Raw genomic sequence first — 24,423 nt, 5'->3', positions numbered from 1 at the left:
GAACGGGGCGGCGGGGGAGGGGCGTGCGGGAGGGCCGCCGACCCGCCCACCCGCCCCCACCCTGTGACCGCCCCCGGCCCACCGGAGACAATGGACCCCGTGCGCTATCGCATCCTCGGTACCACCCAGGTACTCCGCCCCGACGGCACCGCCGTCCCGGTCGGCGGGGCACGGCTGCGTGCGCTGCTGACCGTGCTCGCGCTGCGGGCCGGCCGTACGGTGCCGGTACGTCTGCTCGTCGACGAGGTGTGGGACGGCGAACCGCCGGCCGACGCGACGGGGGCGCTGCAGGCGCTGGTGGGGCGGCTGCGCCGGGCGCTCGGCGCGGACGCGGTGGCCTCCGACGACGGCGGTTACCGCCTCACCGCCACGGCCGACGACATCGACCTGCACCGGTTCGAGCGGCTGGCCGGCGAGGGCCTGCGCGCGCTGTCCGACGGGAATCCGGCCAAGGCGGGCCTCGTCCTGGACGACGCCCTCGCCCTGTGGCGGGGCCCCGCTCTCGCCGATCTGCCCTACCGCACCGCCGAGGCGGCCCGGGCCGACGCCCGGCACCTGGACGCCCTGCGCGCCCGGCACGGCGCCGCCCTCGCCCTCGGCGAGGCCGAGCGGTCGCTGCCCGAGCTGACCGCCCTGTGCGACGGCCATCCGCTCGACGAACCCCTCCAGGTACTGCGGTTGCGCGCCCTGCGGGACGCCGGCCGCACCGCCGAGGCACTGGCCGCCTACGAGGGTGTACGCCGGCTGCTCGCCGACCGTCTCGGCTCCGACCCCGGCGCCGAACTGCGCGCCCTGCATGCGGAGTTGCTGGTACCCGAAGCGGCGCCGCCGGCCCGGCCCGGGAAGGCGGGGGCGCCCGGAGCGGGGAAGCCCGCCGACACCCCGTCCCCACTCCCGCCTTTGCCCTCGTCCTCGTCCTCGTCCCCGCCCGGCGGTCTGCGGGCCAGGCTGACCTCCTTCGTCGGCCGGGAGGCCGACCTCGAGGCCGTCCGGGGCGACCTCGCCTCGGCCCGCCTGGTCACCCTGATCGGCCCCGGCGGGGCCGGGAAGACCCGGCTGTCGCAGGAGGCCGCCGAAGCCCTCCTGCGGGCGTCCGCCGCGCACCACGGCGACGGGGGCGGCGACGGGGGCGGCGACGAAGGGGTGGCCCGGGACGGAGTCCGGGTCGCCGAACTCGCCCCGGTCGACGACCCCGCCGGTGTCCCCGAAGCGGTGGTCACCGCCGTCGGTGCCCGCGAGACCGTGCTGTACGGCGCCGGTGCCGAGGGCATACGGGCCGCCACCGAACGCGGCGACGACCCCGTGGACCGCCTCGCCGAACACTGCGGCCGGCGGCGCATGCTGCTCGTCCTGGACAACTGCGAGCACGTCGTGGACGCCGCCGCCCGGCTGGTCGAGACGCTCCTCGAACGCTGCCCCGGCCTCACCGTGCTCGCCACCAGCCGTGAACCCCTCGGCGTTCCGGGGGAGGTGCTGCGCCCGGTGGAACCGCTGCCGGAACCGGTCGCGCTGCGGCTGCTCGCCGACCGCGGGGCCGCCGCCCGCCCCGGCTTCCGGGTCGAGGACGACCCGAAGGCGTGCGCGGAGATCTGCCACCGGCTCGACGGGCTGCCCCTCGCCATCGAACTCGCCGCCGCCCGGCTACGGATGCTGACCCCGCGCCAGATCGCCGACCGGCTCGACGACCGCTTCCGGCTGCTCACCTCCGGCAGCCGCACCGTCCGGCCCCGCCAGCAGACCCTGCGGGCCGTCGTCGACTGGTCCTGGGACCTGCTCGACGACGGTGAACGGGACGTTCTGCGGCGGCTGTCCGTCTTCGCGGGCGGCTGCGACCTCGCCGCCGCCGAGGCCGTGTGCGGGCCCGCAGTCCTGGACGCCCTCGGCTCACTCGTGGACAAATCCCTTGTGGTGGCAGCCCCTTCGGGTGACCGCACCGGCGGCGACGAGATGCGCTACCGGTTGCTGGAGACGGTCGCCGAGTACGCCTCCGAACGGCTCGACGAGGCCGGACAGCGGACCGGCGCCGAACGCGCCCACCTCACCTACTACCGCGAAATCGCCCGCATCAACGACCCGTTGTTGCGCGGACCGGACCAACTGGCCGCCATCGAACGGCTGGAGCGCGAGTACGAGAACCTGCGCACCGCGCTGCGCCACGCCGTCGCCGCCCGCGACGAGCAGGAGGCGCTCTGCCTGACACTGTCGCTGAGCTGGTACTGGCAGATGCGCGACCAGCGGATCGAGGCCCGGAACTGGTGCCGTGAGGTGATGGCGCTGGGCCCGGACCCCTTCACCGAACCGGTACGCCCCGTCCCCTCCTTGTGGCAGCGCTGCATCGACGCCCCGCCGCCGATGAGCGGCGAGATGCTCGCCGAAGCCAGACGAGGGGTGCACCTGTCCCACATGGCGTGCATGGACACGGAGCTGGAGGACTGGACGACCCCGCAGGCGCAGCACAGACTGCGGGTCATCGCCGCGACCTACGAGCCCGGCCAGCCGCAGACGTGCCGACCGCCCGGCACGTTCTGGGCGTTCGCCCTGATGCTGACCGGCGAGATGAACACCCTGCGCGCGGTCGTCGACAACGCTGTCCGCACCTGCCGGCAGACACCCGGATTCGACTGGGAACTGGCCTCCAACCTGCATATGAGGGCCAACTTCCTCGCCAACCGCAGCGACTGGGCGGGCGACGCGCTGCGCGACGCGGAAGAGGCCCTGGAGATCTACCGGCGTCTCGGCGACGCCTGGGGCGCCGCCGAGGCCCTCGCCGCGCGCGCCGAGGCACGCGAGCGCCGCGGTGAGCGCGCGCTCGCCGCCGCCGACTACGAGGCGGCGATTGAGCACGCCGAACGCCTCGGCGCCCACGCCCAGACGGCCGTGCTCACCGCCCGGCTGGGCGGCGTACTGCTGGAGGCCGGTGAGGAGGAGCGCGGCGAGCGGCTGCTGCGCGAGGTCATCGACCAGGGCGGCGGCAGGCACGAGCCTGCCCTGCCCGCCGCTCGGCTCTTCCTGTCCGGCTGGCTCGGTCTGACCGGGCGCACCGCCGAGGCCCGGGACCAACTGCGCGTGCTTCGCGAGGAGTTCCGTATCGCGCACTACGTCGTCTTCGACGCGTTCATCCTCGGTGCCGAGGGCTGGCTCGACGTCGCCGACGGCCAGGACGAACGGGCGCTGGTCGCGATCCGCGCGGCGCTCGAGCAGTCCGGCAATCCGCTGACCCTGGCCATGGCCGCCCACATGCGTGCCGCGCATCTGACCCTGGGCGCCACGGCCCTGGCCACGGTGGACGGCGGGCGGCGCGCCCGCGACGCGGCCCGCTGCCTCGGCGCCGCCGACGCCTCGCTGCCGCCCCGCCATGTCGCCGGGCGCATGGAGCGCGAGGTGCGCGAGCTGGCCGAGCGGCGGACCCGGGACGCCCTCGGCGACACGGCGTACGAGACCGCGTACGCGGAGGGCGGCCACCTCTCCCCGGAGGAGGCCGCCACCCTGGTCTGACCCGTCACGCGGGAGCGCGGGAGCGCGGGGGTGCGGGGACGAGGGGCCGCGGGGACGCGGGATCAGCTCTTCGTGCGGAACTTGTGGATGGCGACCGGCGCCATCACCGCCGTGATCCCCACCGACCAGGCCACCGTCAGCCACAGATCGTCCGCGACCGGGCCGCCCACCATCAGACCGCGCGCGGCGTCGGCCAGCGAGGACAGCGGATTGACATCGGTGAAGGTCTGCAGCCAGCCAGGCATCGACTGGGTCGGAGCGAAGATCGACGAACCGAACTGCAGCGGCATCAGCACCAGGAAGCCCATCGCCTGCACCGACTGCGCGTTCTTCATCGCCACGCCCAGCGTGATGAAGATCCACATGAGGGCCGAACCGAACAGCACGGCCAGTCCCACGGCGGCGAACAGTCCCGGCCAGTTGGTGATGTCGAAGCCGACCAGGACACCGACGACCATGAGGATCGCGGTGGCGATCAGCATGCGCAGCACCTCGACCGCGATCTTGGCGAACAGCACCGAGCCCCGGCCGATGGGCAGCGACCGGAAACGGTCCATGACGCCCGTGTTGAAGTCCTGGTTGAAGCCGGTACCCACCCCCATAGCCATGTTCATGCCCATCATGGCCATCAGGCCGGGCACGATGTACTGCACGTACGCCTCCTGCCCGCCGCCCAGCGACTGCCCGATCGAGCCGCCGAAGACATACACGAACAGCAGGGTGAACACGATCGGGAACAGCACGGCGTCGAACATCGACTCCGGGTCCTGCCGGATCCACAGCAGATTGCGGCGGACCAGGGCGCTGGTGTGACGCAGATGGGAACGCAGCGGAATGCGCCCGTCCGCGGAGTTCGCGCGGGAGGCCCCGGACGGCCCGCCCGCTCCGCCGGCCCTGCCCGCCCCGGCCGCAGCGGGGCCGGTCGTGGCAGTCGTGGCGGTCTTCGCGGTCGTCGTGGTCTTCGCGGAAGTCGCGGAAGTCGCGGAGCTCATGCGGCGGCCTCCTCATGGGTCTCGGCGGGCGCGGTGTCCTGCGGGGCGCCGGCGCGGTGGCCGGTGAGCGACAGGAACACCTCGTCCAGGCTGGGAAGTTCGGTACTGATGGAGGCGAGGGTCAGGCCCCGCGCGGTGACGGCGCCGACCACCGCGGTCAGCTGCTCGTCGCTGAGGATCGGCACCAGGACGGCACCCCGCTCGGTGTCCACGGTGGTGGCGGCGAGCCCGGTGATGCCCAGCTCGTCGAGCGCGGAGGCGAGCGGGCGCAGCTGGAGCGGATCGGCCGGGCGGATCCGCAGGGTGCGGCCGCCGACCTTGGCCTTCAGCTCCTCGATGCCGCCGTTCGCGATGACCTTGCCCCGGTCCACGACGGTCAGCTCGGAGGCGAGCTGCTCGGCCTCCTCCATGTACTGGGTGGTCAGCAGCACGGTCACCCCGTCCCCGACCAGCCGCCTGACCTCGACCCACACCTCGTTGCGGGTGCGCGGGTCCAGTCCCGTGGTCGGCTCGTCCAGGAACAGCACCGCGGGCCGGCCGATCATCGACGCTGCCAGGTCCAGCCGGCGCCGCATACCGCCGGAGTACGTGGCCGCCGGACGCCGGGCCGCCTCGGTGAGAGAGAACCGCTCCAGCAGCTCGTCGGCGCGGCCCCGGGCCTCCTTACGGGACAGGTCGAGCAGCCTGCCGATCAGGTACAGGTTCTCCCAGCCGGCGAGCTTCTCGTCGACGGAGGCGTACTGCCCGGTCAGCCCGATCACCCTGCGCAGCTGCCGGGGCTGGCGGAGTACGTCGTACCCGGCGACGGTGGCCTCGCCCGCGGTCGGGGCGAGCAGGGTGGAGAGAATGCGGACGAGGGTGGTCTTGCCGGCGCCGTTCGGCCCGAGAACCCCCATCACGGTGCCTTCGCGCACTTCCAGATCGACACCGTCCAGTGCCCTGGTCTCGCCGTAGTGCTTGACCAGCCCCCGTACGGTGACAGCGCTGTCCGCGCCACCGGAGTCGTTGTCGTTTCGCTTCATGCCCCGACCCTCGCACCCCCCACCGACAAACCCCCGACAGCTTCCCGACAGAGAACTGTCGGGAAGCTGTCGGGGGTTCGTCGCAGGGGCACTGCGCCGGTGTGGGCGGGCAGCCGATCCCACGCGCCCCCACCTCCCCACGACGACCACCGCAACCATCAATTGAGCAACCCCGACGGCGAGCCACCCCCTCCGCGAGAGCGGCGCCGGTTCAGGCGCAAAGAGAGGGACGGGCCCGCCGGTTGGGGGAAGACCGGCGGGCCCGTCAGTGTGCGGCGTTGGTTCAGCGGCAGCGCCACCGCGCTGCTCCGGCGACTGCGATCGCTCAGTGGACGGAGTGTTCCTCCTGCGGGAACGTTCCGCCCACGACGTCCTCGGCGAACGCCTTCGCCGCGCCGCCCATGACCTCACGCAGGTTCGCGTACTGCTTCACGAACTTCGGTACCCGGCCGCCGGTCAGCCCGAGCATGTCGGTCCACACCAGCACCTGCGCGTCCGTCTCCGGTCCCGCGCCGATCCCGACGGTGGGGATGTGCAGCGTCCGGGTCACCTCGGCGGCCAGCTCGGCCGGCACCAGCTCCAGGACGACGGCGAAGGCGCCCGCGTCCTGCACGGCCTTCGCGTCCCGCAGCAGCTGCTGCGCGGCCTCCTCGCCGCGCCCCTGGACGCGGTAGCCCATGGCGTTCACGGACTGCGGGGTGAGTCCGATGTGCGCCATCACCGGGATGCCGGACTCGACCAGCAGCTCGATCTGCCGGTGCGAGCGCTCCCCGCCCTCCAGCTTGACGGCGCCCACCCCGGCCTCCTTGACCAGCCGGGTCGCCGAGCGCAGCGCCTGCACCGGTCCCTCCTGGTACGAGCCGAAGGGCAGGTCGGCGACGATCAGGGCGCGGCCGGTGCCGCGGACCACGGCCGCGGACAGCATGGTCATCTCGTCGAGGGTGACGGGAACGGTCGTCTCGTACCCGAGGTGGCAGTTGCCCGCGGAGTCGCCGACGAGCATGACCGGGATGCCGGCCTCGTCGAAGACGGACGCGGTCATGGCGTCGTAGGCGGTGAGCATGGGCCACTTCTCGCCGCGTTCCTTGGCGAGGGTGATGTCGCGGACGGTGACACGGCGTGTGCTCTTGCCCCCGTACAGCGCCTTACTGCCGTCGGAGGGGACGGACTTGCCCGTCTGGGCAGCCGAAAGCTGCGTCATGGCAACGGCTCCTAACACGTCATCTCGAGGCACCCTGACGGCGTCCCCGGATCCCTTCCATGGTGGCACCTCGCGGGAGTCGGTGCCAGGGGACGGTCTCCACCGAAAGGTGCGCAATGCCGCGGCAAGGTCTCGGCAAAGGAATTCCGATACGAGACCGTGCCGTTTCGAAACGGTTCTACGGTGGCCGTATGACTTCCCCCGCCGCCGCCCCCGGTCGCCGCATACCGGAACACGTGCACCGGCGCCGCTGGGTGATCCTCGGTGTGCTGATCCTGAGCCTGCTGATCGTCGTCCTGGACAACTCGATCCTGAACGTCGCCATCAAGACGATCTCCACGCCCGCCCCCACCGGCCTGGGCGCCACCCAGAGCGAGCTGGAGTGGGCGATCAACGCCTACACGCTCGTCTTCGCGGGCCTGTTGTTCACGGCGGGTCTGCTGGGCGACCGGCTCGGCCGTAAGAAAGTGCTGCTCGGGGGCCTCGCGGTGTTCGGCATGGGCTCGGCGCTCGCCGCGTTCTCCGGCTCCCCGGCGGAGCTGATCGGCTTCCGCGCGGTGATGGGTCTGGGTGCCGCCTTCGTCATGCCGGCGACTCTGGCCGTGCTGATGAACATCTTCGAACGGGACGAGCAGCCGAAGGCCATCGGCATCTGGGCGGGCGGTGTGGGCCTCGCCATCGCCATCGGCCCGGTCACCGGCGGAGTGCTCCTGGACCACTTCTGGTGGGGCTCGGTCTTCCTCGTCAACGTGCCGATCGTGCTGATCGCCCTCGCCCTGATGCTGTGGCTGGTGCCGGACTCCCGCGACCCGGACCCCGGCCGGATCGACCCCGTCGGCGTCGTCCTGTCCGTGACCGGCCTGGTGCTGCTGGTCTACGGCATCATCAAGGGCGGCCAGCTCGCCGACTTCACCGACCCCACGGCGCTGTCGGCCATCGGCGCCGGGCTCGCCGTCCTCGTCGCGTTCGTGGTGCTCGAGAAGCGCAGCACCCATCCGTCCATCGACATGGCGTACTTCGGGAACAAGGTCTTCTCGGCCTCGATCACCGCGATCGCGCTGGTCTTCTTCGCACTGCTGGGCGTGATGTTCTTCGCCGTCTTCTACACCCAGAGCGTGCGCGGGTACTCGCCGCTGGAAACCGGTCTGCTGCTGCTGCCGCTGGCCGCGGCGCAAATGATCTTCGCGCCGCGGGCCCGGCTGCTGGTGGACCGTTTCGGCAACAGGGCGACCACCACCGGCGGCATGCTGCTGCTCGCGGCGACGCTGGCCGCGTTCGCCGCCCTGGACGCGGACACGCCGATCTGGATCCTCGAGGTGATCTTCTTCCTGATGGGCACCGCGATGGCGAACGTCATGACGCCGGTCAGCGTCGTGATCATGCAGGCGCTGCCGCGGGAGAAGGCGGGTTCGGCCTCCGCGCTCAGCAACACCTTCCGCCAGGTCGGCGGCGCCTTCGGCGTCGCCATCCTCGGCTCGGTGCTGTCCACCGCGTACCGCACGCACATCGAGGACAAGCTCGTCCTGCTGCCGCCGGGCGTACGGCACGCCGCCGGCGAGTCCATCGAGGCCACCCTGGGCGCCGCGGCCCGGCTCGGGCCACGCGGTGACGCCCTGGTCGGTCCGGCCAACGACGCCTTCCTGCACGCCATGCACATCACGGCGCTGTGCGGCGCGGGCGTCGCGGTGCTCGGCGCGATCGTCGTCGCCCTGTTCCTGCCCGGCCGGAGCCCGGAGCCCGGAGGGGACGGGAAGGACGAGGAGTTGGTGCCGACGGGGGCGAAGGACACGACGGGGGCGAAGGGCGCGGCGAAGAGGCGGGACTGAGGAGCGGACCGGGACACGGGAGACGACGCGGGGATCGGGCAGGGGAGACGCACCGGGGAGAATCGTCCCAGCCCACGGAAAGGACACAGCGACGTGAGCCTCGCCGACCCCGGCACCACCGATCCCGGCACCGCCGGCCTTGGTGCTACCGGCCCTGGTACCGCCGATCCCGGCACCGCCGATCCCGGCACCGCCGGCCCCGGCACCGCCGGCCCCGGCACCGCCGGCCCCGGTACCGCCGATCCCGGCACCGCCGGCCTTGGTGCTACCGGCCCTGGTACCGCCGATCCCGGTACCGCCGGCCCCGGCACCGCCGGCCCCGGCACCGCCGGCCCCGGCACCGCCGGCCCCGGTACCGCCGATCCCGGCACCGCCGGCCTTGGTGCTACCGGCCCTGGTACCGCCGATCCCGGTACCGCCGGCCTTGGTGCTACCGGCCCTGGTACCGCCGATCCCGGCACCGCCGGCCTTGGTGCTACCGGCCCTGGTACCGCCGATCCCGGCACCGCCGGCCCTGGTACCACCGGCCCCGTCCCAAGTTCCGGTCCCGTCCCCCGGCCGGGCGGCCCCGCGCGTGGTCGACCCCGCAGTGAGGCCGTCGAACGGGCCATCATCGAGGGCGCGATGAAGCTCCTGGAGGACGGTGTGCCCCTCGCGGAGCTGTCCATCGAGCGGATCGCCCGCACCGCCGGCGTCGGCAAGGCCACCATCTACCGCCGCTGGAGCGGCAAGGAGGAACTCTTCGTCGACGTCCTGCGCGCCGCCGAACCCGGCGACCCTGAACTCCCCGGCACCTCCATGCGCGACGACCTCGTCGCCCTGCTGGAGTCCCTGCGCCGGCGCGGCCTCGCCAGCAGGGCCTCGGTGATCCTGCACAACGTCCACGCCCAGATGAAGAGCAGCCCGAAGATCTGGGCCGCCTACCACAACACCGTCGTCCTGCCACGCCGCAGGCTCGGCCTGGAGGTGCTGCGCCGCGGCAGGGAGAACGGCGAACTCCGCGCCGACGTCGACCTCGAGCTGCTGAACGACATCGTCGTCGGCCCCCTGCTCGTCCGCACGCTCCTGCGCCCCGACGCCGGTCTGCCGGACGGACTCGCCGAACAGGTCGTCGACACTCTCCTCCAGGGCCTGCGTCCCGTTCCATGACCGCTGGATCCCCGGATCCCCGGATTCCCGGCCGCCACACTGTGCGCATTTCGTCACAGAGCGCGCTTTCCCCGGTCCCGCCTGGAACTCCCGGAGCGGCTCCGTTCGTCCTCGCCTCCGTACTGCCGTCGACGGACGGCGGGAAGAGCGCCGAGCATCCCCTATGGTCTACGCACACGGGGGCGACGGTGTGCACGGCAAGGTGTGAGGCAACGGTATGGCGCAGCAGGCGTACATGACGGAGACGGACGACGGCGGCTCAGGGCCCGAGAAACGCCGGACAGCCGGGATCCGGCGCCTGTGGAACCGCCTGACCAGAGGCTGGCGCGGGGACCGCCGGATCTGGCGCCGGGGCGTGATCCTGGCCGTGTGCGCGATGCTGATCGCCCTGGTCATGGGCGCCCACGCCCGGATCCCCAACGTGGTCGGCAACCTGGGCAGTCTGCTCGAGACGTTCCTGCCGTGGCTGGGGCTGGCCGTCCCGGTGCTGCTGGTGTCGGCTCTCGTCCGCAGGTCGGCCACCGCGCTGATCGCGCTGCTGCTGCCCCTGGTCGTCTGGCTGAACCTCTTCGGCGGCCTGCTCATCGACCGGACCGGCTCCGGCGGCGACCTCACGGTGGCCACGCACAACGTCAACGCCCAGAACCCCGACCCGTCCGGCACGGCCCGCGGCGTCGCGGCCTCGGGGGCGGACGTCCTGGCGCTGGAGGAGCTGAAGGCGTCGGCGGTCCCGACGTACCGGGAGGCGCTGGCGTCGACGTACAAGCACCACGCGGTGGTCGGCACCGTCGGACTGTGGAGCAAGTACCCGCTGAGCGACGTGGCGGCCGTCGACATACGCCTCGGCTGGAAGCGCGCGATGCGGGCCACGGTGGCGACGCCCGAGGCGCAGGTCGCCGTGTACGTCGCCCATCTCCCCTCCGTACGGGTGAAGATGGAGGCCGGCTTCACCGCCCGTCAGCGGGACAAGAGCGCCGACGCCCTGGGCGCGGCCATCAGAAGGGAGCCCTTGGAGAACGTCGTTCTGCTCGGCGACCTGAACGGCACGATGAACGACCGCGCACTGAACGCCGTCACCTCCCAGATGCGGTCGACCCAGGGCGCGGCGGGCGACGGCTTCGGTTTCAGCTGGCCGGCGGCGTTCCCGATGGCGCGGATCGACCAGATCATGGTCAAGGGCGCGGAACCGGAGAGCTCGTGGTCGCTCCCCGCGACGGCGAGCGACCATCTCCCCATCGCGGCCCGGGTGAAGCTGGCGACGCCGGGCGGCTGAGATGCGGGGCGGCTGAGGCGCGGGGGCGGCCCCGGGAACGGAGTCCCGGGGCCGCCCCCGCCCTGTTCGCCCGACGGTAGGCCTTACTCCCGCCAGCCGCTCGTGATCGGTAGCCGACGGTCCTTGCCGAAGCCCTTCGGGGAGATCTTCGTCCCCGGCGGGTACTGCCGCCGCTTGTACTCGGCCCGGTCGACCATCCGCAGCGTCTTCTTCACCAGTTCCGCGTCGAACCCGGCGGCGACGATCTCGTCCGCGCCCCGGTCCCGGTCCACGTACAGCTCGAGGATCGCGTCGAGGACGGGATAGTCCGGCAGCGAGTCCGTGTCGACCTGACCCGGCCGCAGTTCCGCGCTCGGCGGCTTCGTGATCGAGTTCTCGGGGATGGGCGGGGTCTCGCCCCGCGCAGCGGCGGAGCGGTTGCGCCATTGGGCGAGCCGGAACACCGATGTCTTGTAGACGTCCTTGATGGGCCCGTACGCCCCCACCGAGTCCCCGTACAGCGTCGAGTAGCCGACCGCCAGTTCCGACTTGTTGCCCGGTGCCAGGACGAGGTGGCCCTCCTGGTTGGAGATCGCCATGAGCATCGTCCCGCGCAGTCGGGACTGCAGATTCTCCTCCGCCAGCCCGGACAGCTTCAGCGCCCCCATATAGGCGTCGAACATCGACTCGATGGAGACGGTACGGAAGTTCAGCCCGGTCCGCCGTGCCAGCTCCGCCGCGTCGCCCCTGGAGTGGTCCGAGGAGTACTTCGACGGCATGGCCACGCAGTGGACGTTCTCGGGGCCCACCGCGTCGCAGGCGATCGCGGCGACGAGCGCCGAGTCGATCCCGCCGGACAGGCCGATCAGCACCGACTCGAACCCGTTCTTCCCGACATACGCCCGCAGCCCCACGACCAGCGCCGAGTACACCTCCTCGTCGTCGTCGAGGGGCTGCGCGAGGACCCCGGTCCGCTCCGGCGGGTACGAGGGCAGCGCTGCCTCGGACAGGACGACACGGTCGATCCGCAGCCCGTCGTCGACCACCTCGCCGGCCGGGGGAGCGTCCGCGGCGGCCGCCGGGAGGTCGAGGTCGAGCACCACGCACTCCTCGGTGAACTGCGGTGCGCGCGCCACGACTTCACCGTCACGGTCGACGACGATGGAGTCCCCGTCGAAGACCAGGTCGTCCTGACCGCCGGTCATCGCGAGGTACGCGGTCGTGCAGCCGGCCTCCCGGGCGCGCCTGCGGACCAGTTCGAGCCGGGTGTCGTCCTTCTCCCGCTCGTACGGCGAGGCGTTGACGGAGAGCAGCAGCCCGGCTTTCGCGGACCGCGCGGCCGGGACCCGGCCGCCGTCCTGCCACAGGTCCTCGCAGATGGCGAGGGCGACGTCCACGCCGTGCAGCCGCAGGACGGGCAGCGTCTCGCCGGGTACGAAGTACCGGAACTCGTCGAAGACGCCGTAGTTCGGCAGATGGTGCTTGGCGAAGCCCAGCACGACCTCGCCGCCGTACAGCACGGCCGCGGCATTGCGCGGCGCGCCCGCGGGCTGGCCGTACTTCGGCTGTTCGGTGGCGCTGCGGTCGAGATAGCCGACGAGTACGGGCAGTTCCCCGAAGCCCTCCTCGGCGAGCCGCGCGGCGAGGGAGCGCAGGGCCTCACGGGAGGCCTCCACGAAGGACGATCTCAGCGCGAGGTCCTCGACGGGGTACCCGGTCAGCGCCATCTCCGGGAACGCCACGAGGTGGGCTCCCTGTTCGGCACAGTGCCGGGTCCGGCGGACGATCGTGTCGGCGTTGCCGGCGAGGTCGCCGACACGCGAGTCGATCTGATTCAGAGCGAGACGAAGTTGAGGCACGCGGCCCAGTGTAATCGTCAATTCGACGCTATGGGGGTGGCGGGCACGGTGGACCCCGGAGCATCACGGGCCGGAAAAATTTGAACGCGGGATGCGTATTACCTACGCTGCCCTGTATGAGGCTGCTGCGCTCCACCGACCTGGCCCTGCGGGTCCTGATGCGCCTGGCCGTGGCCGAAGAGAAGACCAACCCGACGACGCGCGATGTCGCCGAGGCCATGGACGTGCCGTACACCCATGCCGCGAAGGTCGTCGCCGAACTCCAGCACATGGAACTGCTCACGGCCCGCCGCGGCCGCGGCGGCGGCCTCACCCTCACGGAGCGGGGCCGCACGGCCTCGGTGGGCGCCCTGGTGCGCGCCTTCGAGGGCGAGGACGACGTCGTCGACTGCGAGGGCGCGTCCGCGTCCGGAACGGGCACGCCCTGCCCGCTCCGCTCCGCCTGCCGGCTGCGCGGCGCGCTGCGGCAGGCCCAGGAGGCGTTCTTCACCTCACTGGACCCGCTCACCGTGGCGGACATCAGCACGGGCCCGACGGGCCCGCTGCTGCTGGAGATCGCCCGCGCGCCGCGGCCGTAGCCGTGGCCGTGGCCGCGGCGGGGTGCGGCCGTGCGAGCCGCGGCCGTGCGGGGTCGTGCGCGGCCGTGCGGGGCGCGTTCAGCCCTGCTTGGCCAGCCAGAGGTCCGGGCCGAACACCTCGTAGTGGATGTCGGCCGGCGCGACGCCCTTGCCGATCAACTGCTCCCGCACCGTCCGCATGAACGGCAGCGGACCGCACAGGTACGCGCGCGTGCCCGACGCGACCGGTACATCGGTGAGGTCGACGTAGCCGGTGGACGTGCCGGCCGGGGCGTCCTGCTCGTAGAAGAGGTGCACCGCCGCGTCCGGCAGTTTCGCCGCGTACGTCTCGTGGTCCACGCGCAGGGCGTGGTCGGCGGGGGAGCGGTCGCCGTGCACGACGACGACGGGGGCGTCGTAGCCGTGGTCGGCGAGGTGGGCCAGCATCGCGGTCATCGGGGTCACGCCGATGCCCGCGGAGGCGAGCAGCAGGGGGGCGGCGGGTTCGGTGGCGAGGACGAGATCGCCGTATGCCTCGGACAGCTCCAGGACGTCGCCGGCCCGCACGCGCGCGTACAGGTGGCCGGAGACCTCGCCCTCGGGCGTTCCGTCGTCGTGCACGCGCTTGACGCTGAACTGCCGCTCGTCGGGGCCGGGCGCGCCGGAGAGGCTGTACTGGCGGATCTGCCGGGCGCCGTCGTCCAGGGCGACGCGGACGGAGACGTACTGGCCCGGGTGGAAGTCCCGCACCGGGCCCCCGTCGGCGGGGCGCAGCCGGAAGGAGACGACGTCGGCGGTCTCGGTGACCCGCTCGACGACCTCCCACTCCCGCCAGCCGGGCCCGCCCTGCTCCTCGTAGAGCCGCTTCTCGATGGCGATGAGGGCGTTCGCCATCAGCCAGTAGACCTCTTCCCAGGCGGCCGCGACCTCGGGTGTGACGGCCTCGCCCAGGACCTCCACGATCGCGGCGAACAGGTGCTCGTGGACGATCGCGTACTGGTCCGGGGTGATGCCGAGCGAGGCGTGCTTGTGGGCGATGCGCCCCAGCATCGCGTCGGGCCGGGTGTCGGGGTGCGCCAGCAGGTGCGTGGCGAAGGCCGCGATGGACCCGGCGAGGGCCTCGCGCTGGGTGCCGGCGGCCTGGTTGCCGCGGTTGAACAGGTCGCGCAGCAGCTCGGGGCGGGCTTCGAACATCCCGGCGTAGAACCGCTCGGTTATCTCACCGAGGGCCCCGCCGACGGCGGGAAGTGTGGCGCGGACGGTAACGGCGGACTGCTCGGACAGCATCGGGTCTCCTCGTTCTCGACTGCCTTCTCGACTGTCTGCGTCACCCATTAAAACTTGCATCTGAAATACCAATTAAGGGGGGGTGGGTGTCGGGCCGCCGGGGGGACCGTGTACAAGGGGGGCCTGGCGGCGGGCCCGCTCACGCGGTGACGGACGCCGGTCCGTGGGGAGGCGGGATGGACAGTGGGCCGGACGGGCCGCAGGGTGATACGCAAGGTGATGCGCAGGGTCGTGCGTCCGGCGTGGACGGGACGTCGAGCCATGTGCGTACGCGCGGCCGGGACCCGTGGAACGATCAAGGTCGGCAACACGGGCGAAACCCGGATGTGGTGGGATGGCCCGAGTGCCCGACCGCCGCCCGAGGAGGCCACCCGGCGCGGGAGAGACTGGCGGCCTGACCGGCAAGGATGGGGAAGCGGAAGATGGACAAGCAGCAGGAATTCGTGCTCCGGACGCTGGAGGAGCGCGACATCCGGTTCGTACGGCTGTGGTTCACGGACGTGCTGGGCTTCCTGAAGTCCGTGGCCGTGGCCCCGGCCGAACTGGAGCAGGCGTTCGACGAGGGCATCGGCTTCGACGGCTCCGCCATCGAGGGCTTCGCCCGGGTGTACGAGTCCGACATGATCGCCAAGCCGGACCCGTCGACCTTCCAGGTCCTGCCGTGGCGCGCCGAGGCCCCCGGCACGGCCCGCATGTTCTGCGACATCCTGATGCCGGACGGCTCGCCGTCCTTCGCCGACCCGCGCTACGTCCTCAAGCGTGCGCTGGCCCGCGCCTCCGACCAGGGGTTCACCTTCTACACCCACCCGGAGATCGAGTTCTTCCTGCTGAAGGACAAGCCGGTCGACGGCAGCCGCCCGACCCCGGCGGACAACTCCGGCTACTTCGACCACACCCCGCACAACGTGGGCATGGACTTCCGCCGGCAGGCGATCACCATGCTGGAGTCGATGGGCATCTCGGTGGAGTTCTCCCACCACGAGGGCGCTCCCGGCCAGCAGGAGATCGACCTGCGCTACGCGGACGCGCTGTCCACGGCCGACAACATCATGACGTTCCGCCTGGTCATGAAGCAGGTGGCGCTGGAGCAGGGCGTGCAGGCCACGTTCATGCCCAAGCCGTTCTCGGAGTACCCGGGCAGCGGCATGCACACCCACCTGTCCCTCTTCGAGGGCGACCGCAACGCGTTCTACGAGTCGGGCGCCGAGTACCAGCTCTCCAAGGTCGGCCGCTCCTTCATCGCGGGCCTGCTGCGGCACGCGGCGGAGGTCTCCGCGGTCACCAACCAGTGGGTCAACTCCTACAAGCGCATCTGGGGCGGCTCCGAGCGCACCGCGGGCGCGGGCGGCGAGGCCCCCTCCTACATCTGCTGGGGCCACAACAACCGCTCGGCCCTGGTGCGCGTCCCCATGTACAAGCCCGGCAAGACCGGCTCCGCCCGCGTCGAGGTCCGCTCGATCGACTCCGGCGCCAACCCGTACCTGACCTACGCGCTCCTCCTGGCCGCCGGCCTGAAGGGCGTCGAGGAGGGCTACGAACTCCCGCCCGGCGCCGAGGACGACGTCTGGGCCCTCTCCGACGCCGAACGCCGCGCCCTCGGCATCCAACCCCTTCCGCAGAACCTCGGCGAGTCCCTCGCCCTGATGGAACGCAGCGACCTGGTCGCCGAGACCCTGGGCGAACACGTCTTCGACTTTTTCCTGCGCAACAAGCGCCAGGAATGGGAGGCCTACCGCTCCGAGGTCACCGCCTTCGAGCTGAAGAACCTGCTGCCGGTGCTGTGACGCTCCGCTGCGGCGCGGAGGGGTGGGAGCCCCGATGGTCGCCCCGGTTCACCACCCGGTGTCCAGGCGTCCGGCTCGGCGGGGAAACTTCAAGAGGGGGACCGCGCCGAACCCACCGAGACCACCGGCCTGCTCCACGCCCTCGCGGTGATGGCCGAGGGAGGCCGGGCCTGAGGGGTCGGCCCGGTTCGTGACGCTGGTGGCGGACCGTCCGGGACGCACGCTGCAAGCGGCGTCGCCCGCCCGGCCCCGTCGGCCGTGCGGGGTCCGGGACCCCGTACGGCCGTGTGCCGGAGGTCAGAAGGGGCGGTCGCCCGCGATGGCGACGCGTTCGGCGACCCGGCGGTGGGTGCCGTAGTCGTTGACCGCGTAGTGCTGGGTGGCCCGGTTGTCCCAGAACGCCACGTCACCGGGCTGCCAGCGGAAACGGACCTGGTACTCGGGGATGTGCGCCTGCTGGAAGAGGTAGCGCAGCAGGCGGTCGCTCTCCTCACGGGGCATGCCGGTGATCCGGGTGGTGAAGGAGGCGTTCACGAACAGCATGCGCCGTCCGGTGTCGGGGTGTCTGCGCACGACGGGGTGTTCCACGGGCGGGAAGTGCTCCTGGTGCGGCGCGAGCCGTTCGGGCCCGTAGAAGCGCGCGAAACCGGGGATGAAGTCGTGCACGGCGCGGGCACCGTCGATGCGGTCCTTCACGTCCTGCGGGAGGTTGTCGTAGGCGGCGGCCATGTCGGCCCACAGGGTGTCGCCGCCGGCCGGCGGCACCTCGCGCAACTGGAGGACGGCACCGAGCGCCGGCCGCTCGCGGAAGGTGACGTCGGCGTGCCAGATGTTCTCGAACGTCGGAGTGGACCCGCTGCCCTTGTCGAAGCGGACGACGTCCTCGCTGGAACCGGCCGCGAGCAGCGGGTTGGTCTCCAGCTCGCCCCAGTGGCGCGCGAAGGCGCGCTGCCGGTCGGGGGCGAGGTGCTGGGCCCGGAAGAACAGCACCTTCCACTCCAGCAGGGCCCGGTGGAGTTCGGCGCGCAGTTCGGGGCCGAGCGGACGGGACAGGTCGACTCCTCTGATCTCGGCGCCGATCGTGCGCGCCTGCGGCTCGACCTCGAACAGCTCGTAGGGCCGTTCCTCCCACCCCTCGGGCACACGGTGCAGGATGCGCCGTCCTTCGTAGACGCCGTCTCCGGGGATACATGCCTCACGCAAAGTGGCGGTCGGTGCGGTGCTCGTGACGGTCATGGGACATCCTTCCTCTGCATACGGGGTTCGAACGGGTCACGGATGCGGACGGGCCGGCCGTGTCGGGGCACGGACCGTCCCGGCGTCGTGGACGCCGAGGAGCGCACCCGCCGTACGCGGGTGCGCGGAAGTGCCGGGACGGCCCGGGAAAGGGGTTGTGCGAGGCCGTCGGCCGGGAAGGTGGGGAAGCAGGGCTCGGAGCGGCGAGAGGCCGGCCGGGGCCAGAGGGTGCGGCCGGCTATCGGCCGGAGCGCTCGCAGCCGGTTCGATCCGGGACGCGCGGCGCCCCTGACATCCTGACGAACCAGTACGTGGTCATGGCGATGATTGTGTGATCTTGCCCGAGTTCTGTCAACGGGGCCCCGTCCGGCCGCCGAACACGTCCACCAGGTCCGGTGCCCGTCATCGGCGCCGGCCCTCAGCGCCGGCGTACTCGGCGTACCGCCGAGCGCGGACACCCGCCGCGCGACCGTCGTCCCCGGATCGGCCGGGCGTGCATCACGGCCGACCCGGGTCCGCACCGATTCCTCCGCAACGAGCGCCAGGAGGGGGAGGCGTACCGCTCCGACGCCACCGCCTTCAAGGTGCGTAAGAACCCGCTGGCGCTGTGACGCTCCGCTGCGGCACGGAGGGGACGAAGATCCTGACCGTCACTCCCGGTCCGCGCCCCCGAGGAAGTCCGTCCAGGCGGCCGGGGCGACGATGAGTCGAGGCCCCTGGGCGTTCTTGCTGTCCCGGACGAGGACGGTGCCGACGCCGGGGGATATGGCGACCTCGACGCAGTCGCTGGGGTTGCTGCTGTCGCTGTAGGTGCTCTTGAACCAGGTCAGTTCGACGTCGTCCGTGACCGATCCCTTGCGGTTCATGTCTCCCCCAGCACCTGTTCGATGAAAGTCGACGACTCTCGTCCGGTCAGCGCCTCGGCTCGGATGATGCCATAGCGCAGCTCCAGAATCCTCAGATGTCGAAGGTCGGTGACGGGACGGCTGCCGAACTCGTCGTCGGCCCGTCCAACCGCTGTGCCGTCTGCGAACTTGAGCATCTGAATTCGTCCTCCGGTCCCCGGATGATCCCCGTGGGACGTCGGCATCACCTGAATCGACACGTGTCGCAACTGTGCCAACTCCAGAAGGTGTTCGAGTTGCCTGCGCAGCACCATGATGCCTCCGATCGGCCGTCGGAGAGTCACCTCTTCCTGCACGAAACTCAGCTCCGGTGCGGGGCTCCGCTCGAAGACGGCGGTGCGAGCCGTACGCGCGGCGACCGCCCTCTCCAACTCGTCCTCCGAGAGCGTCGGCCGCCGCGTGCTCAGGAGCGCGCGGGCGTACTCCTCGGTCTGCAGGACTCCGTGAAGGTTGTGACTGCCGTACGACAGCAGCTCCACCGCCTGGGACTCCAGCTTCGCCAAGTTCCGTACCTTCTTGGGGTACCGGACCTTCGCCACGTCCTCCGACATCGCGGCGAGCAGTCCGCCCGCGCCCAGTACCTCGTCGGCCTTCTCCAGGTACTCGGGGCGGGGGATCCGGTTGCCGGCCTCGACCTTGTAGGCGAGGTCCTCCCCGTATCCCATCGCCGCCGCGAAGTCGGCAACCCGCATGCCCACGGACTCCCGTCGCAGCTTCAACTGACGGCCCACCGTGGTGATGACGGCCGTCCCCCACTCGTCGTCAGGGTCGACCTCCCAGCCCGGCTCGTCCGCCTCGTCCCTGACCTGTACCGCCTCACCGTCCACCGACATCCGCACCCCTCCGTCGTACGTACCGCGTTGCGAGGTCTCTCACGGTAGGTGTGGCGATGACGGTGGGTGAGGGGCAGAGGGGAGCGGTACACCTACGAGTGATCCGGGGGTCGGTGAGGTCGTGCTCAAGGCCGCGAAGGCGGCGAGCGCGAGGGTGAAGAAGGGCGGTTGCTCCGTGCAGTGGCGGGCCGCCGCCGTCCACGAGGGGTGACTCATGGTTGTTCCAGGAGTGGGGTGGCGGGGGAGTGTCGCAGGTCGCACCTCCCATCGGCGCCTCATATGGATTTCTATATAGTGGTGAGCGTGGAAGATCGATGGTCGATCGAGATCGAACCGGAGGTTCGGCGATGGCTGGAGCTCCTGACGGACGCGCATTACGACAAGGCTGAACGTGCTGTTGACATGCTCGCGGACCAGCCGACCACTCTGGGGGAGCCGTACGCTCGTCACCTCGGCGGCAAGGTACGAGAGCTGCGCTTCACCATGGACGGCAATGCCGTCCGCATCACGTACTGGCTCGCTCCCGACCGGCGCATTGTGCTGCTGACGGTGTTCCGCAAGGCCAAGCAACGCGAGAGTGGCGAGGTCGAGCGTGCCCAGCAGGTGCAGAAGGTATGCGAGGCCGGTCACGGCCCTGCCGAGCACAGCTACGACCGGACGGAGGAAGGGAACCCATGAACCACTCGGAATGGAAGACCCGCCGGACCAGGAAGCTTCTGGGGGAGACGGTCGAGGAGTCCGCCGCCTATATCGAAGCCGGGTATGCCTTCGCCCTCGGCCAGGCTGTCCACGACCGGCGTACCGCGCTCGGCCTGTCGCAGACCGAGCTGGCGCGGCGGGCGGAGATGACCCAGCCGCAGATCTCCAACATCGAGGGCGGAGACTCTGTACCGACTCTGCCGCTGCTCACCCGTCTGGCCAAGGCTCTGGACGCGTCACTGACCATCGACCTGGATCGTGACACGTCGGCTTTTACCTTCACCCCGCACGGACGCCATCAGCCGGAGGAAGCGCTACCGGATGGACGCGACTCGGCAGCCTGAGCCACGTCCGCAGGGCGAGATCGGTCTCGGCGGCGACGAACTGACGCCCGCGCTGGAGGACATGTACCGCGCCTGTACCGCGAGGCGTCTCACGGTAGGGAAGGCGGTGAGGGTGGGTGAGGGGCAGAGGGGAGCGGTACACCTACGAGTGATCCGGGCTGCCCGCCTCGGTGGCCTGGTCCGTCAGGAGTTGGTGGAGGGGTTCGGTGGCGCGGCGGCGGTACTCCTGGACGGCCCAGCCGTTGCCGTCGGGGTCCTTGAAGTACATGAAGGTGGCGCCGTCGTCCGGGGCGTAGACGACCGGCTCGGAGATCTCCAGGCCGCGGGCGGTGAGTTCGGCGTGGGCCGCCTTGATGTCGGCGACGCAGAGCTGCAGGCCCTGGTACGAGCCCGGGGTCGGGCGGGTGTGGCCCGACATCTCCCAGATGCTGTTGCCCAGCGCGATCGAACAGCCGGAGCCCGGGGGTGTCAGCTGGACGATGCGCATGCCCGGCATGACCTCCTGGTCGATGTCGACGTGGAAGCCGACCTTGTCCCGGTAGAAGTCCCTGGCCCGGTCGATGTCGCTGACGGGCAGCGGAAGCACTTCGAGGGTCATGGCCATGTTCATCGGGTTTCCTCCGGCTGAGTCGGTGCGGTCGGTGCGGTGGGCCCGGTCGGTGCGGGCTCTCGGCGTCACGTGAACCGCCGTCCGGTCCGGCTGAACGGGGTTCTCCCTCACCGAAGCCGAAAACGGTGCGCGGCGCCACCGAAAACACGACAGCGTGCCCGGAGGATTCGGCCCCGTCCGCCCGCCTCCGGAACTCATCGCGCACGGTCGTCCCGGGGCCGGGGCGCGGTGGGGCGGATAGGCTCGTCGCCTGGATGAGTTCGTGGCGAGCCCGATGTGAGCCCGATGTGAGGCCGGTGCGGGCCGAGGACCGAGGGAGGCCGGGGATGACGTCGGTGCCGGGGCGCAGGAGCAGTACCTTCACGCGGCTGCTGCGGCACGGTTTCACCGACCCGTCGGCCGCCGAGCGGCTGCTGGACGGCCCCGAGCTGACCGCGGTGCGCGACGACCCGGTGCTGCTGGAGGCGCTGGGCCGGACCGCCGACCCCGACCTCGCGCTGCTGGGGCTGGCCCGGATGCTGGAGGCGCAGACCGGTGCCGCCGGCCGGCAGGAGCTGCTGGACACCCTGATCGCCGCCAAGCCGCTGCGTGACCGGCTGCTCGGCGTGCTCGGCGCCTCCGAGGCACTGGCCGACCATCTCGCCCGGCACGTCGAGGACTGGCAGGCGCTCGTCACGTACGAGGCGCGCGACCTGCACCCCGGTGTGACCGAGTTCGAGCAGGGACTCGCCGAAGCCGGCGACCCCGTGTCGCTGCGCGTCGCCTACCGGCGCTGCCTGCTGTCCATCGCCGCCCGCGACGTCTGCGGCACCATCGAGGTGTCCGAGACCGCCGCCGAACTCGCCGACCTCGCCACCGCCACCCTGCGCGCCGCCCTCGCGCTCGCCGAGGCCGACGCGCCCGAGGACGCCGCCCTGTGCCGGCTCGCGGTGGTCGCGATGGGCAAGTGCGGCGGGCACGAGCTGAACTACGTGTCGGACGTCGACGTCATCTTCGTCGGCGAGGCGGTGAACGGCGCCGACGAGGACAAGGCCCTGCGCGCCGCCACCCGGCTGGCCGCGCACATGATGCGGATCTGTTCCGCGAACACCGTCGAGGGCACCATCTGGCCCGTCGACGCCAACCTGCGGCCCGAGGGCCGCAACGGCCCGCTGGTGCGCACCCTCGCCTCGCACCGCGCCTACTACCAGCGCTGGGCCAAGACCTGGGAGTTCCAGGCGCTGCTCAAGGCCCGCCCCGTGGCCGGCGACCTCGCCCTCGGCGAGGAGTACGTCGCCGCCCTGCGACCGCTGGTGTGGCAGGTCGCCGAGCGGGAGAACTTCGTTGCCGACGTGCAGAAGATGCGCCGCCGGGTGATCGACAACATCCCCACCGCCGAGGTCGACCGCCAGCTCAAGCTCGGCCCCGGCGGACTGCGCGACGTCGAGTTCGCCGTGCAGCTGCTCCAGTTGGTGCACGGCCGCGCCGACGCCTCCCTGCGCAGCGGCACCACCCTCGACGCGCTGGGCGCCCTCGCCGCCGGCGGCTACGTCGGCCGTGCGGACGCCGCCAAGCTCGACGACGCCTACCGCTTCCTGCGCTCCCTGGAACACCGCATCCAGCTCTTCAGGCTGCGCCGCACCCACCTGGTCCCGGAGGACGACGCCGACCTGCGCCGCATCGGCCGCTCCCTGGGCCTGCGCACCGACCCGGTGACGAGCCTGACCCGCGAGTGGCGGCGGCACGCCTCCGTCGTACGGCGGCTGCACGAGAAACTGTTCTACCGGCCGCTGCTCGACGCGGTCGCCCAGCTCGCCCCCGGCGAGGCCCGGCTCAGTGCCGCGGCGGCCCGCGAACGGCTGGTCGCCCTCGGCTACGCCGACCCGGCCGCCGCCCTGCGCCACCTGGAGGCGCTGGCGTCCGGCGTGACCCGCAAGGCGGCCATCCAGCGGACCCTGCTGCCGGTGCTGCTCGGCTGGTTCGCCGAATCCGCCGACCCGGACGCCGGCCTGCTCAACTTCCGCAAGGTCTCCGACGCGCTCGGCAAGACCCCCTGGTACCTGCGGCTGCTGCGGGACGAGGGCGCCGCCGCGGAGAACCTCGCCCGCGTCCTGTCCGCCGGGCGGCTCGCCCCCGGTCTGCTGCTGCGCGCCCCCGAGGCGGTGGCCCTGCTCGGCGACGGCGAGGCCGGCGGCCTCAGGCCACGCACCCGCGCCCACCTGGAGCAGGAGGTCCTCGCCGCCGTCCGCCGCGCCGACGGCGCCGCCCAGGCCGTCGACGCCGCCCGCGGGATCCGCCGCCGCGAACTGTTCCGCACCGCCGCCACCGACATCATCGGCTCCTACGGCACCGAGTCCCAGCCCGCCGAGGCCGACCAGGGCGCCCTGGTCGACCTGGTCGGCGGCGCCGTCTCCGACCTGACCGCAGCCACCCTCGCCGGCACGCTGCGCGCCGTCGTCCGGGAGGGCTGGGGGGACGACCTGCCCACCCGCTTCGCGATCATCGGCATGGGCCGCTTCGGCGGCCACGAGCTGGGCTACGGCTCCGACGCGGACGTCCTGTTCGTCCACGAGCCGCGCGACGGCGTGGACGAGCGGGAGGCGGCCGACGCGGCCGCCAAGGTCGTCGCCGAGATGCGCCGCCTGCTCCAGGCCCCCAGCGCCGACCCGCCCCTGCTCGTCGACGCGGACCTGCGCCCCGAGGGCCGGTCCGGACCGCTGGTGCGCACCCTGAAGTCGTACGAGGCGTACTACCGGCGCTGGTCCCTGGTGTGGGAGCGGCACGCGCTGCTGCGCGCCGAGCACGTGGCCGGCGACGAGGACCTCGGCCGCCGTTTCGTCGAGCTGATCGACCCGCTGCGCTACCCGCCCGCCGGGCTCGGCGAGGACGACGTGCGCGAGATCCGGCGGCTGAAGGCCCGCATGGAGTCCGAGCGGCTGCCGCGCGGCACCGACCCCAAGCTGCACGTCAAGCTCGGTCCCGGCGGCCTGTCCGACGTGGAGTGGACCGTCCAGCTGATCCAGCTGCGGCACGCCGCGCACGAGCCGGGGCTGCGCACCACCCGTACCCGCGAGGCGCTGGCGGCCGCCCATGCGGCCGGACTGATCTCCGCGGACGACGCGGGCATCCTCGACGAGGCCTGGGTGCTGGCCACCGGCGTACGCAACGCGGTCATGCTGGTCCGGGGCCGGGCCGGGGACACCTTCCCCGTCGACCCCCGCGACCTGGCCGCGGTCGGCCGCTACCTCGGCTACGGCGCCGGCCACGCCGGTGACATGCTGGACGTGTACCGGCGCACGGCCCGCAGGGCGCGGGGCGTGATGGAGGAACTGTTCTACGGCGGGTCGTAGGAGCGGACCGCGGGCACCCGGCGCGGGCATCCGGTGCGGGCAC

18 protein-coding genes and 1 pseudogene are annotated in these 24,423 nt (G+C 72.0%); 10 read left to right on the top strand and 9 right to left on the bottom strand.

Going from position 1 to position 24,423, the window contains the following annotated elements; translation table 11 throughout:
• The first annotated feature begins 90 nt into the window (after nt 1–90).
• Nucleotides 91–3,495, top strand: coding sequence for an AfsR/SARP family transcriptional regulator (locus V4Y04_RS09450; RefSeq protein WP_332426972.1), 3,405 nt, complete (start codon nt 91–93; stop codon nt 3,493–3,495).
• A gap of 62 nt (nt 3,496–3,557) precedes the next feature.
• Here the strand turns inward: V4Y04_RS09450 and V4Y04_RS09445 are convergent, their stop codons facing one another.
• From V4Y04_RS09445 to panB, 3 genes are all read right to left on the bottom strand, one after another.
• A complete protein-coding gene (locus V4Y04_RS09445) occupies nt 3,558–4,487 on the bottom strand; it encodes an ABC transporter permease (RefSeq protein ID WP_332426971.1) in 930 nt (309 codons plus the stop codon).
• Nucleotides 4,484–5,509: an ATP-binding cassette domain-containing protein gene (locus V4Y04_RS09440; protein WP_332426969.1), complete on the bottom strand. Its 1,026-nt coding sequence runs from the start codon at nt 5,507–5,509 to the stop codon at nt 4,484–4,486. The genes V4Y04_RS09445 and V4Y04_RS09440 overlap by 4 nt, the downstream gene beginning before the upstream one ends.
• A 325-nt stretch (nt 5,510–5,834) precedes the next feature.
• Nucleotides 5,835–6,710, bottom strand: a complete 876-nt coding sequence (gene panB / locus V4Y04_RS09435) for a 3-methyl-2-oxobutanoate hydroxymethyltransferase (RefSeq protein WP_332426967.1) — start codon at nt 6,708–6,710, stop codon at nt 5,835–5,837.
• Nucleotides 6,711–6,901: 191 nt separating this feature from the next.
• On the opposite strand from panB, the gene V4Y04_RS09430 reads away from it, so the two are divergent.
• From V4Y04_RS09430 to V4Y04_RS09420, 3 genes and pseudogenes are all read left to right on the top strand, one after another.
• On the top strand, nt 6,902–8,536 hold the full coding sequence (locus V4Y04_RS09430; protein WP_332426966.1) for an MFS transporter: 1,635 nt from the start codon (nt 6,902–6,904) through the stop codon (nt 8,534–8,536).
• A 552-nt stretch (nt 8,537–9,088) separates the two neighbouring features.
• Nucleotides 9,089–9,685 (top strand): annotated as a pseudogene (locus V4Y04_RS09425) (TetR/AcrR family transcriptional regulator); the annotation flags it as partial.
• 217 nt (nt 9,686–9,902) lie between these two features.
• On the top strand, nt 9,903–10,958 hold the full coding sequence (locus V4Y04_RS09420) for an endonuclease/exonuclease/phosphatase family protein (protein WP_332426965.1): 1,056 nt from the start codon (nt 9,903–9,905) through the stop codon (nt 10,956–10,958).
• A gap of 83 nt (nt 10,959–11,041) precedes the next feature.
• Here V4Y04_RS09420 and V4Y04_RS09415 read toward each other — a convergent pair whose 3' ends face one another.
• Nucleotides 11,042–12,796 (bottom strand): NAD+ synthase, encoded by a 1,755-nt coding sequence (locus V4Y04_RS09415; RefSeq protein ID WP_332426963.1) that lies wholly within the window; start codon nt 12,794–12,796, stop codon nt 11,042–11,044.
• A 116-nt stretch (nt 12,797–12,912) separates the two neighbouring features.
• Between V4Y04_RS09415 and V4Y04_RS09410 the strand changes: the two genes are divergently transcribed.
• Complete coding sequence (locus V4Y04_RS09410; protein ID WP_332426961.1) at nt 12,913–13,374, top strand: RrF2 family transcriptional regulator; 462 nt, start codon at nt 12,913–12,915, stop codon at nt 13,372–13,374.
• 78 nt (nt 13,375–13,452) lie between these two features.
• On the opposite strand, the gene V4Y04_RS09405 is transcribed toward V4Y04_RS09410, so the two are convergent.
• A complete protein-coding gene (locus V4Y04_RS09405; RefSeq protein ID WP_332426959.1) occupies nt 13,453–14,640 on the bottom strand; it encodes a globin domain-containing protein in 1,188 nt (395 codons plus the stop codon).
• A 422-nt stretch (nt 14,641–15,062) separates the two neighbouring features.
• On the opposite strand from V4Y04_RS09405, the gene V4Y04_RS09400 reads away from it, so the two are divergent.
• On the top strand, nt 15,063–16,424 hold the full coding sequence (locus V4Y04_RS09400; RefSeq protein WP_332426957.1) for a glutamine synthetase family protein: 1,362 nt from the start codon (nt 15,063–15,065) through the stop codon (nt 16,422–16,424).
• Between the two features lie 297 nt (nt 16,425–16,721).
• Here the strand turns inward: V4Y04_RS09400 and V4Y04_RS09395 are convergent, their stop codons facing one another.
• On the bottom strand, nt 16,722–17,660 hold the full coding sequence (locus tag V4Y04_RS09395) for a TauD/TfdA dioxygenase family protein (RefSeq protein ID WP_332426955.1): 939 nt from the start codon (nt 17,658–17,660) through the stop codon (nt 16,722–16,724).
• A gap of 395 nt (nt 17,661–18,055) precedes the next feature.
• On the opposite strand from V4Y04_RS09395, the gene V4Y04_RS09390 reads away from it, so the two are divergent.
• On the top strand, nt 18,056–18,271 hold the full coding sequence (locus V4Y04_RS09390) for a hypothetical protein (protein ID WP_332426953.1): 216 nt from the start codon (nt 18,056–18,058) through the stop codon (nt 18,269–18,271).
• A 39-nt stretch (nt 18,272–18,310) separates the two neighbouring features.
• On the opposite strand, the gene V4Y04_RS09385 is transcribed toward V4Y04_RS09390, so the two are convergent.
• A complete protein-coding gene (locus V4Y04_RS09385) occupies nt 18,311–18,526 on the bottom strand; it encodes a DUF397 domain-containing protein (protein ID WP_332426951.1) in 216 nt (71 codons plus the stop codon).
• Nucleotides 18,523–19,398, bottom strand: coding sequence for a helix-turn-helix domain-containing protein (locus V4Y04_RS09380; protein ID WP_332426949.1), 876 nt, complete (start codon nt 19,396–19,398; stop codon nt 18,523–18,525). The genes V4Y04_RS09385 and V4Y04_RS09380 overlap by 4 nt, the downstream gene beginning before the upstream one ends.
• Nucleotides 19,399–19,677: 279 nt before the next feature.
• Between V4Y04_RS09380 and V4Y04_RS09375 the strand changes: the two genes are divergently transcribed.
• Together V4Y04_RS09375 and V4Y04_RS09370 are read left to right on the top strand one after the other, a co-directional pair.
• The gene (locus V4Y04_RS09375; RefSeq protein WP_443079982.1) at nt 19,678–20,076 is read left to right on the top strand and encodes a type II toxin-antitoxin system RelE/ParE family toxin; all 399 of its coding nucleotides are present in this window, start codon (nt 19,678–19,680) and stop codon (nt 20,074–20,076) included.
• Nucleotides 20,073–20,441 (top strand): helix-turn-helix domain-containing protein, encoded by a 369-nt coding sequence (locus tag V4Y04_RS09370; RefSeq protein WP_332426948.1) that lies wholly within the window; start codon nt 20,073–20,075, stop codon nt 20,439–20,441. Before V4Y04_RS09375 ends, V4Y04_RS09370 begins: the two co-directional genes overlap by 4 nt.
• Before the next feature lie 142 nt (nt 20,442–20,583).
• On the opposite strand, the gene V4Y04_RS09365 is transcribed toward V4Y04_RS09370, so the two are convergent.
• Complete coding sequence (locus V4Y04_RS09365; protein WP_332432770.1) at nt 20,584–21,045, bottom strand: VOC family protein; 462 nt, start codon at nt 21,043–21,045, stop codon at nt 20,584–20,586.
• Between the two features lie 332 nt (nt 21,046–21,377).
• On the opposite strand from V4Y04_RS09365, the gene V4Y04_RS09360 reads away from it, so the two are divergent.
• A complete protein-coding gene (locus tag V4Y04_RS09360; RefSeq protein ID WP_332426947.1) occupies nt 21,378–24,380 on the top strand; it encodes a bifunctional [glutamine synthetase] adenylyltransferase/[glutamine synthetase]-adenylyl-L-tyrosine phosphorylase in 3,003 nt (1,000 codons plus the stop codon).
• The last annotated feature ends 43 nt before the right edge of the window (nt 24,381–24,423 follow it).

It is taken from the genome of Streptomyces sp. P9-A2 (assembly GCF_036634175.1).
GTDB lineage: Bacteria > Actinomycetota > Actinomycetes > Streptomycetales > Streptomycetaceae > Streptomyces > Streptomyces pratens.
Note: the sequence above shows the minus strand (reverse complement) of the source record. Positions and strands in the feature narration are given on the sequence as shown.

Bases quoted from the DNA above. Each gene is read 5' to 3' on its own strand.
- V4Y04_RS09450 (WP_332426972.1), top strand. From the start codon at position 91: ATGGACCCCGTGCGCTATCGCATCCTCGGTACCACCCAGGTACTCCGC.
- V4Y04_RS09445 (WP_332426971.1), bottom strand. From the start codon at position 4,487: ATGAGCTCCGCGACTTCCGCGACTTCCGCGAAGACCACGACGACCGCG.
- V4Y04_RS09440 (WP_332426969.1), bottom strand. From the start codon at position 5,509: ATGAAGCGAAACGACAACGACTCCGGTGGCGCGGACAGCGCTGTCACC.
- panB (WP_332426967.1), bottom strand. From the start codon at position 6,710: ATGACGCAGCTTTCGGCTGCCCAGACGGGCAAGTCCGTCCCCTCCGAC.
- V4Y04_RS09430 (WP_332426966.1), top strand. From the start codon at position 6,902: ATGACTTCCCCCGCCGCCGCCCCCGGTCGCCGCATACCGGAACACGTG.
- V4Y04_RS09420 (WP_332426965.1), top strand. From the start codon at position 9,903: ATGGCGCAGCAGGCGTACATGACGGAGACGGACGACGGCGGCTCAGGG.
- V4Y04_RS09410 (WP_332426961.1), top strand. From the start codon at position 12,913: ATGAGGCTGCTGCGCTCCACCGACCTGGCCCTGCGGGTCCTGATGCGC.
- V4Y04_RS09405 (WP_332426959.1), bottom strand. From the start codon at position 14,640: ATGCTGTCCGAGCAGTCCGCCGTTACCGTCCGCGCCACACTTCCCGCC.
- V4Y04_RS09400 (WP_332426957.1), top strand. From the start codon at position 15,063: ATGGACAAGCAGCAGGAATTCGTGCTCCGGACGCTGGAGGAGCGCGAC.
- V4Y04_RS09395 (WP_332426955.1), bottom strand. From the start codon at position 17,660: ATGACCGTCACGAGCACCGCACCGACCGCCACTTTGCGTGAGGCATGT.
- V4Y04_RS09385 (WP_332426951.1), bottom strand. From the start codon at position 18,526: ATGAACCGCAAGGGATCGGTCACGGACGACGTCGAACTGACCTGGTTC.
- V4Y04_RS09380 (WP_332426949.1), bottom strand. From the start codon at position 19,398: ATGTCGGTGGACGGTGAGGCGGTACAGGTCAGGGACGAGGCGGACGAG.
- V4Y04_RS09375 (WP_443079982.1), top strand. From the start codon at position 19,678: ATGGATTTCTATATAGTGGTGAGCGTGGAAGATCGATGGTCGATCGAG.
- V4Y04_RS09370 (WP_332426948.1), top strand. From the start codon at position 20,073: ATGAACCACTCGGAATGGAAGACCCGCCGGACCAGGAAGCTTCTGGGG.
- V4Y04_RS09365 (WP_332432770.1), bottom strand. From the start codon at position 21,045: ATGGCCATGACCCTCGAAGTGCTTCCGCTGCCCGTCAGCGACATCGAC.
- V4Y04_RS09360 (WP_332426947.1), top strand. From the start codon at position 21,378: ATGACGTCGGTGCCGGGGCGCAGGAGCAGTACCTTCACGCGGCTGCTG.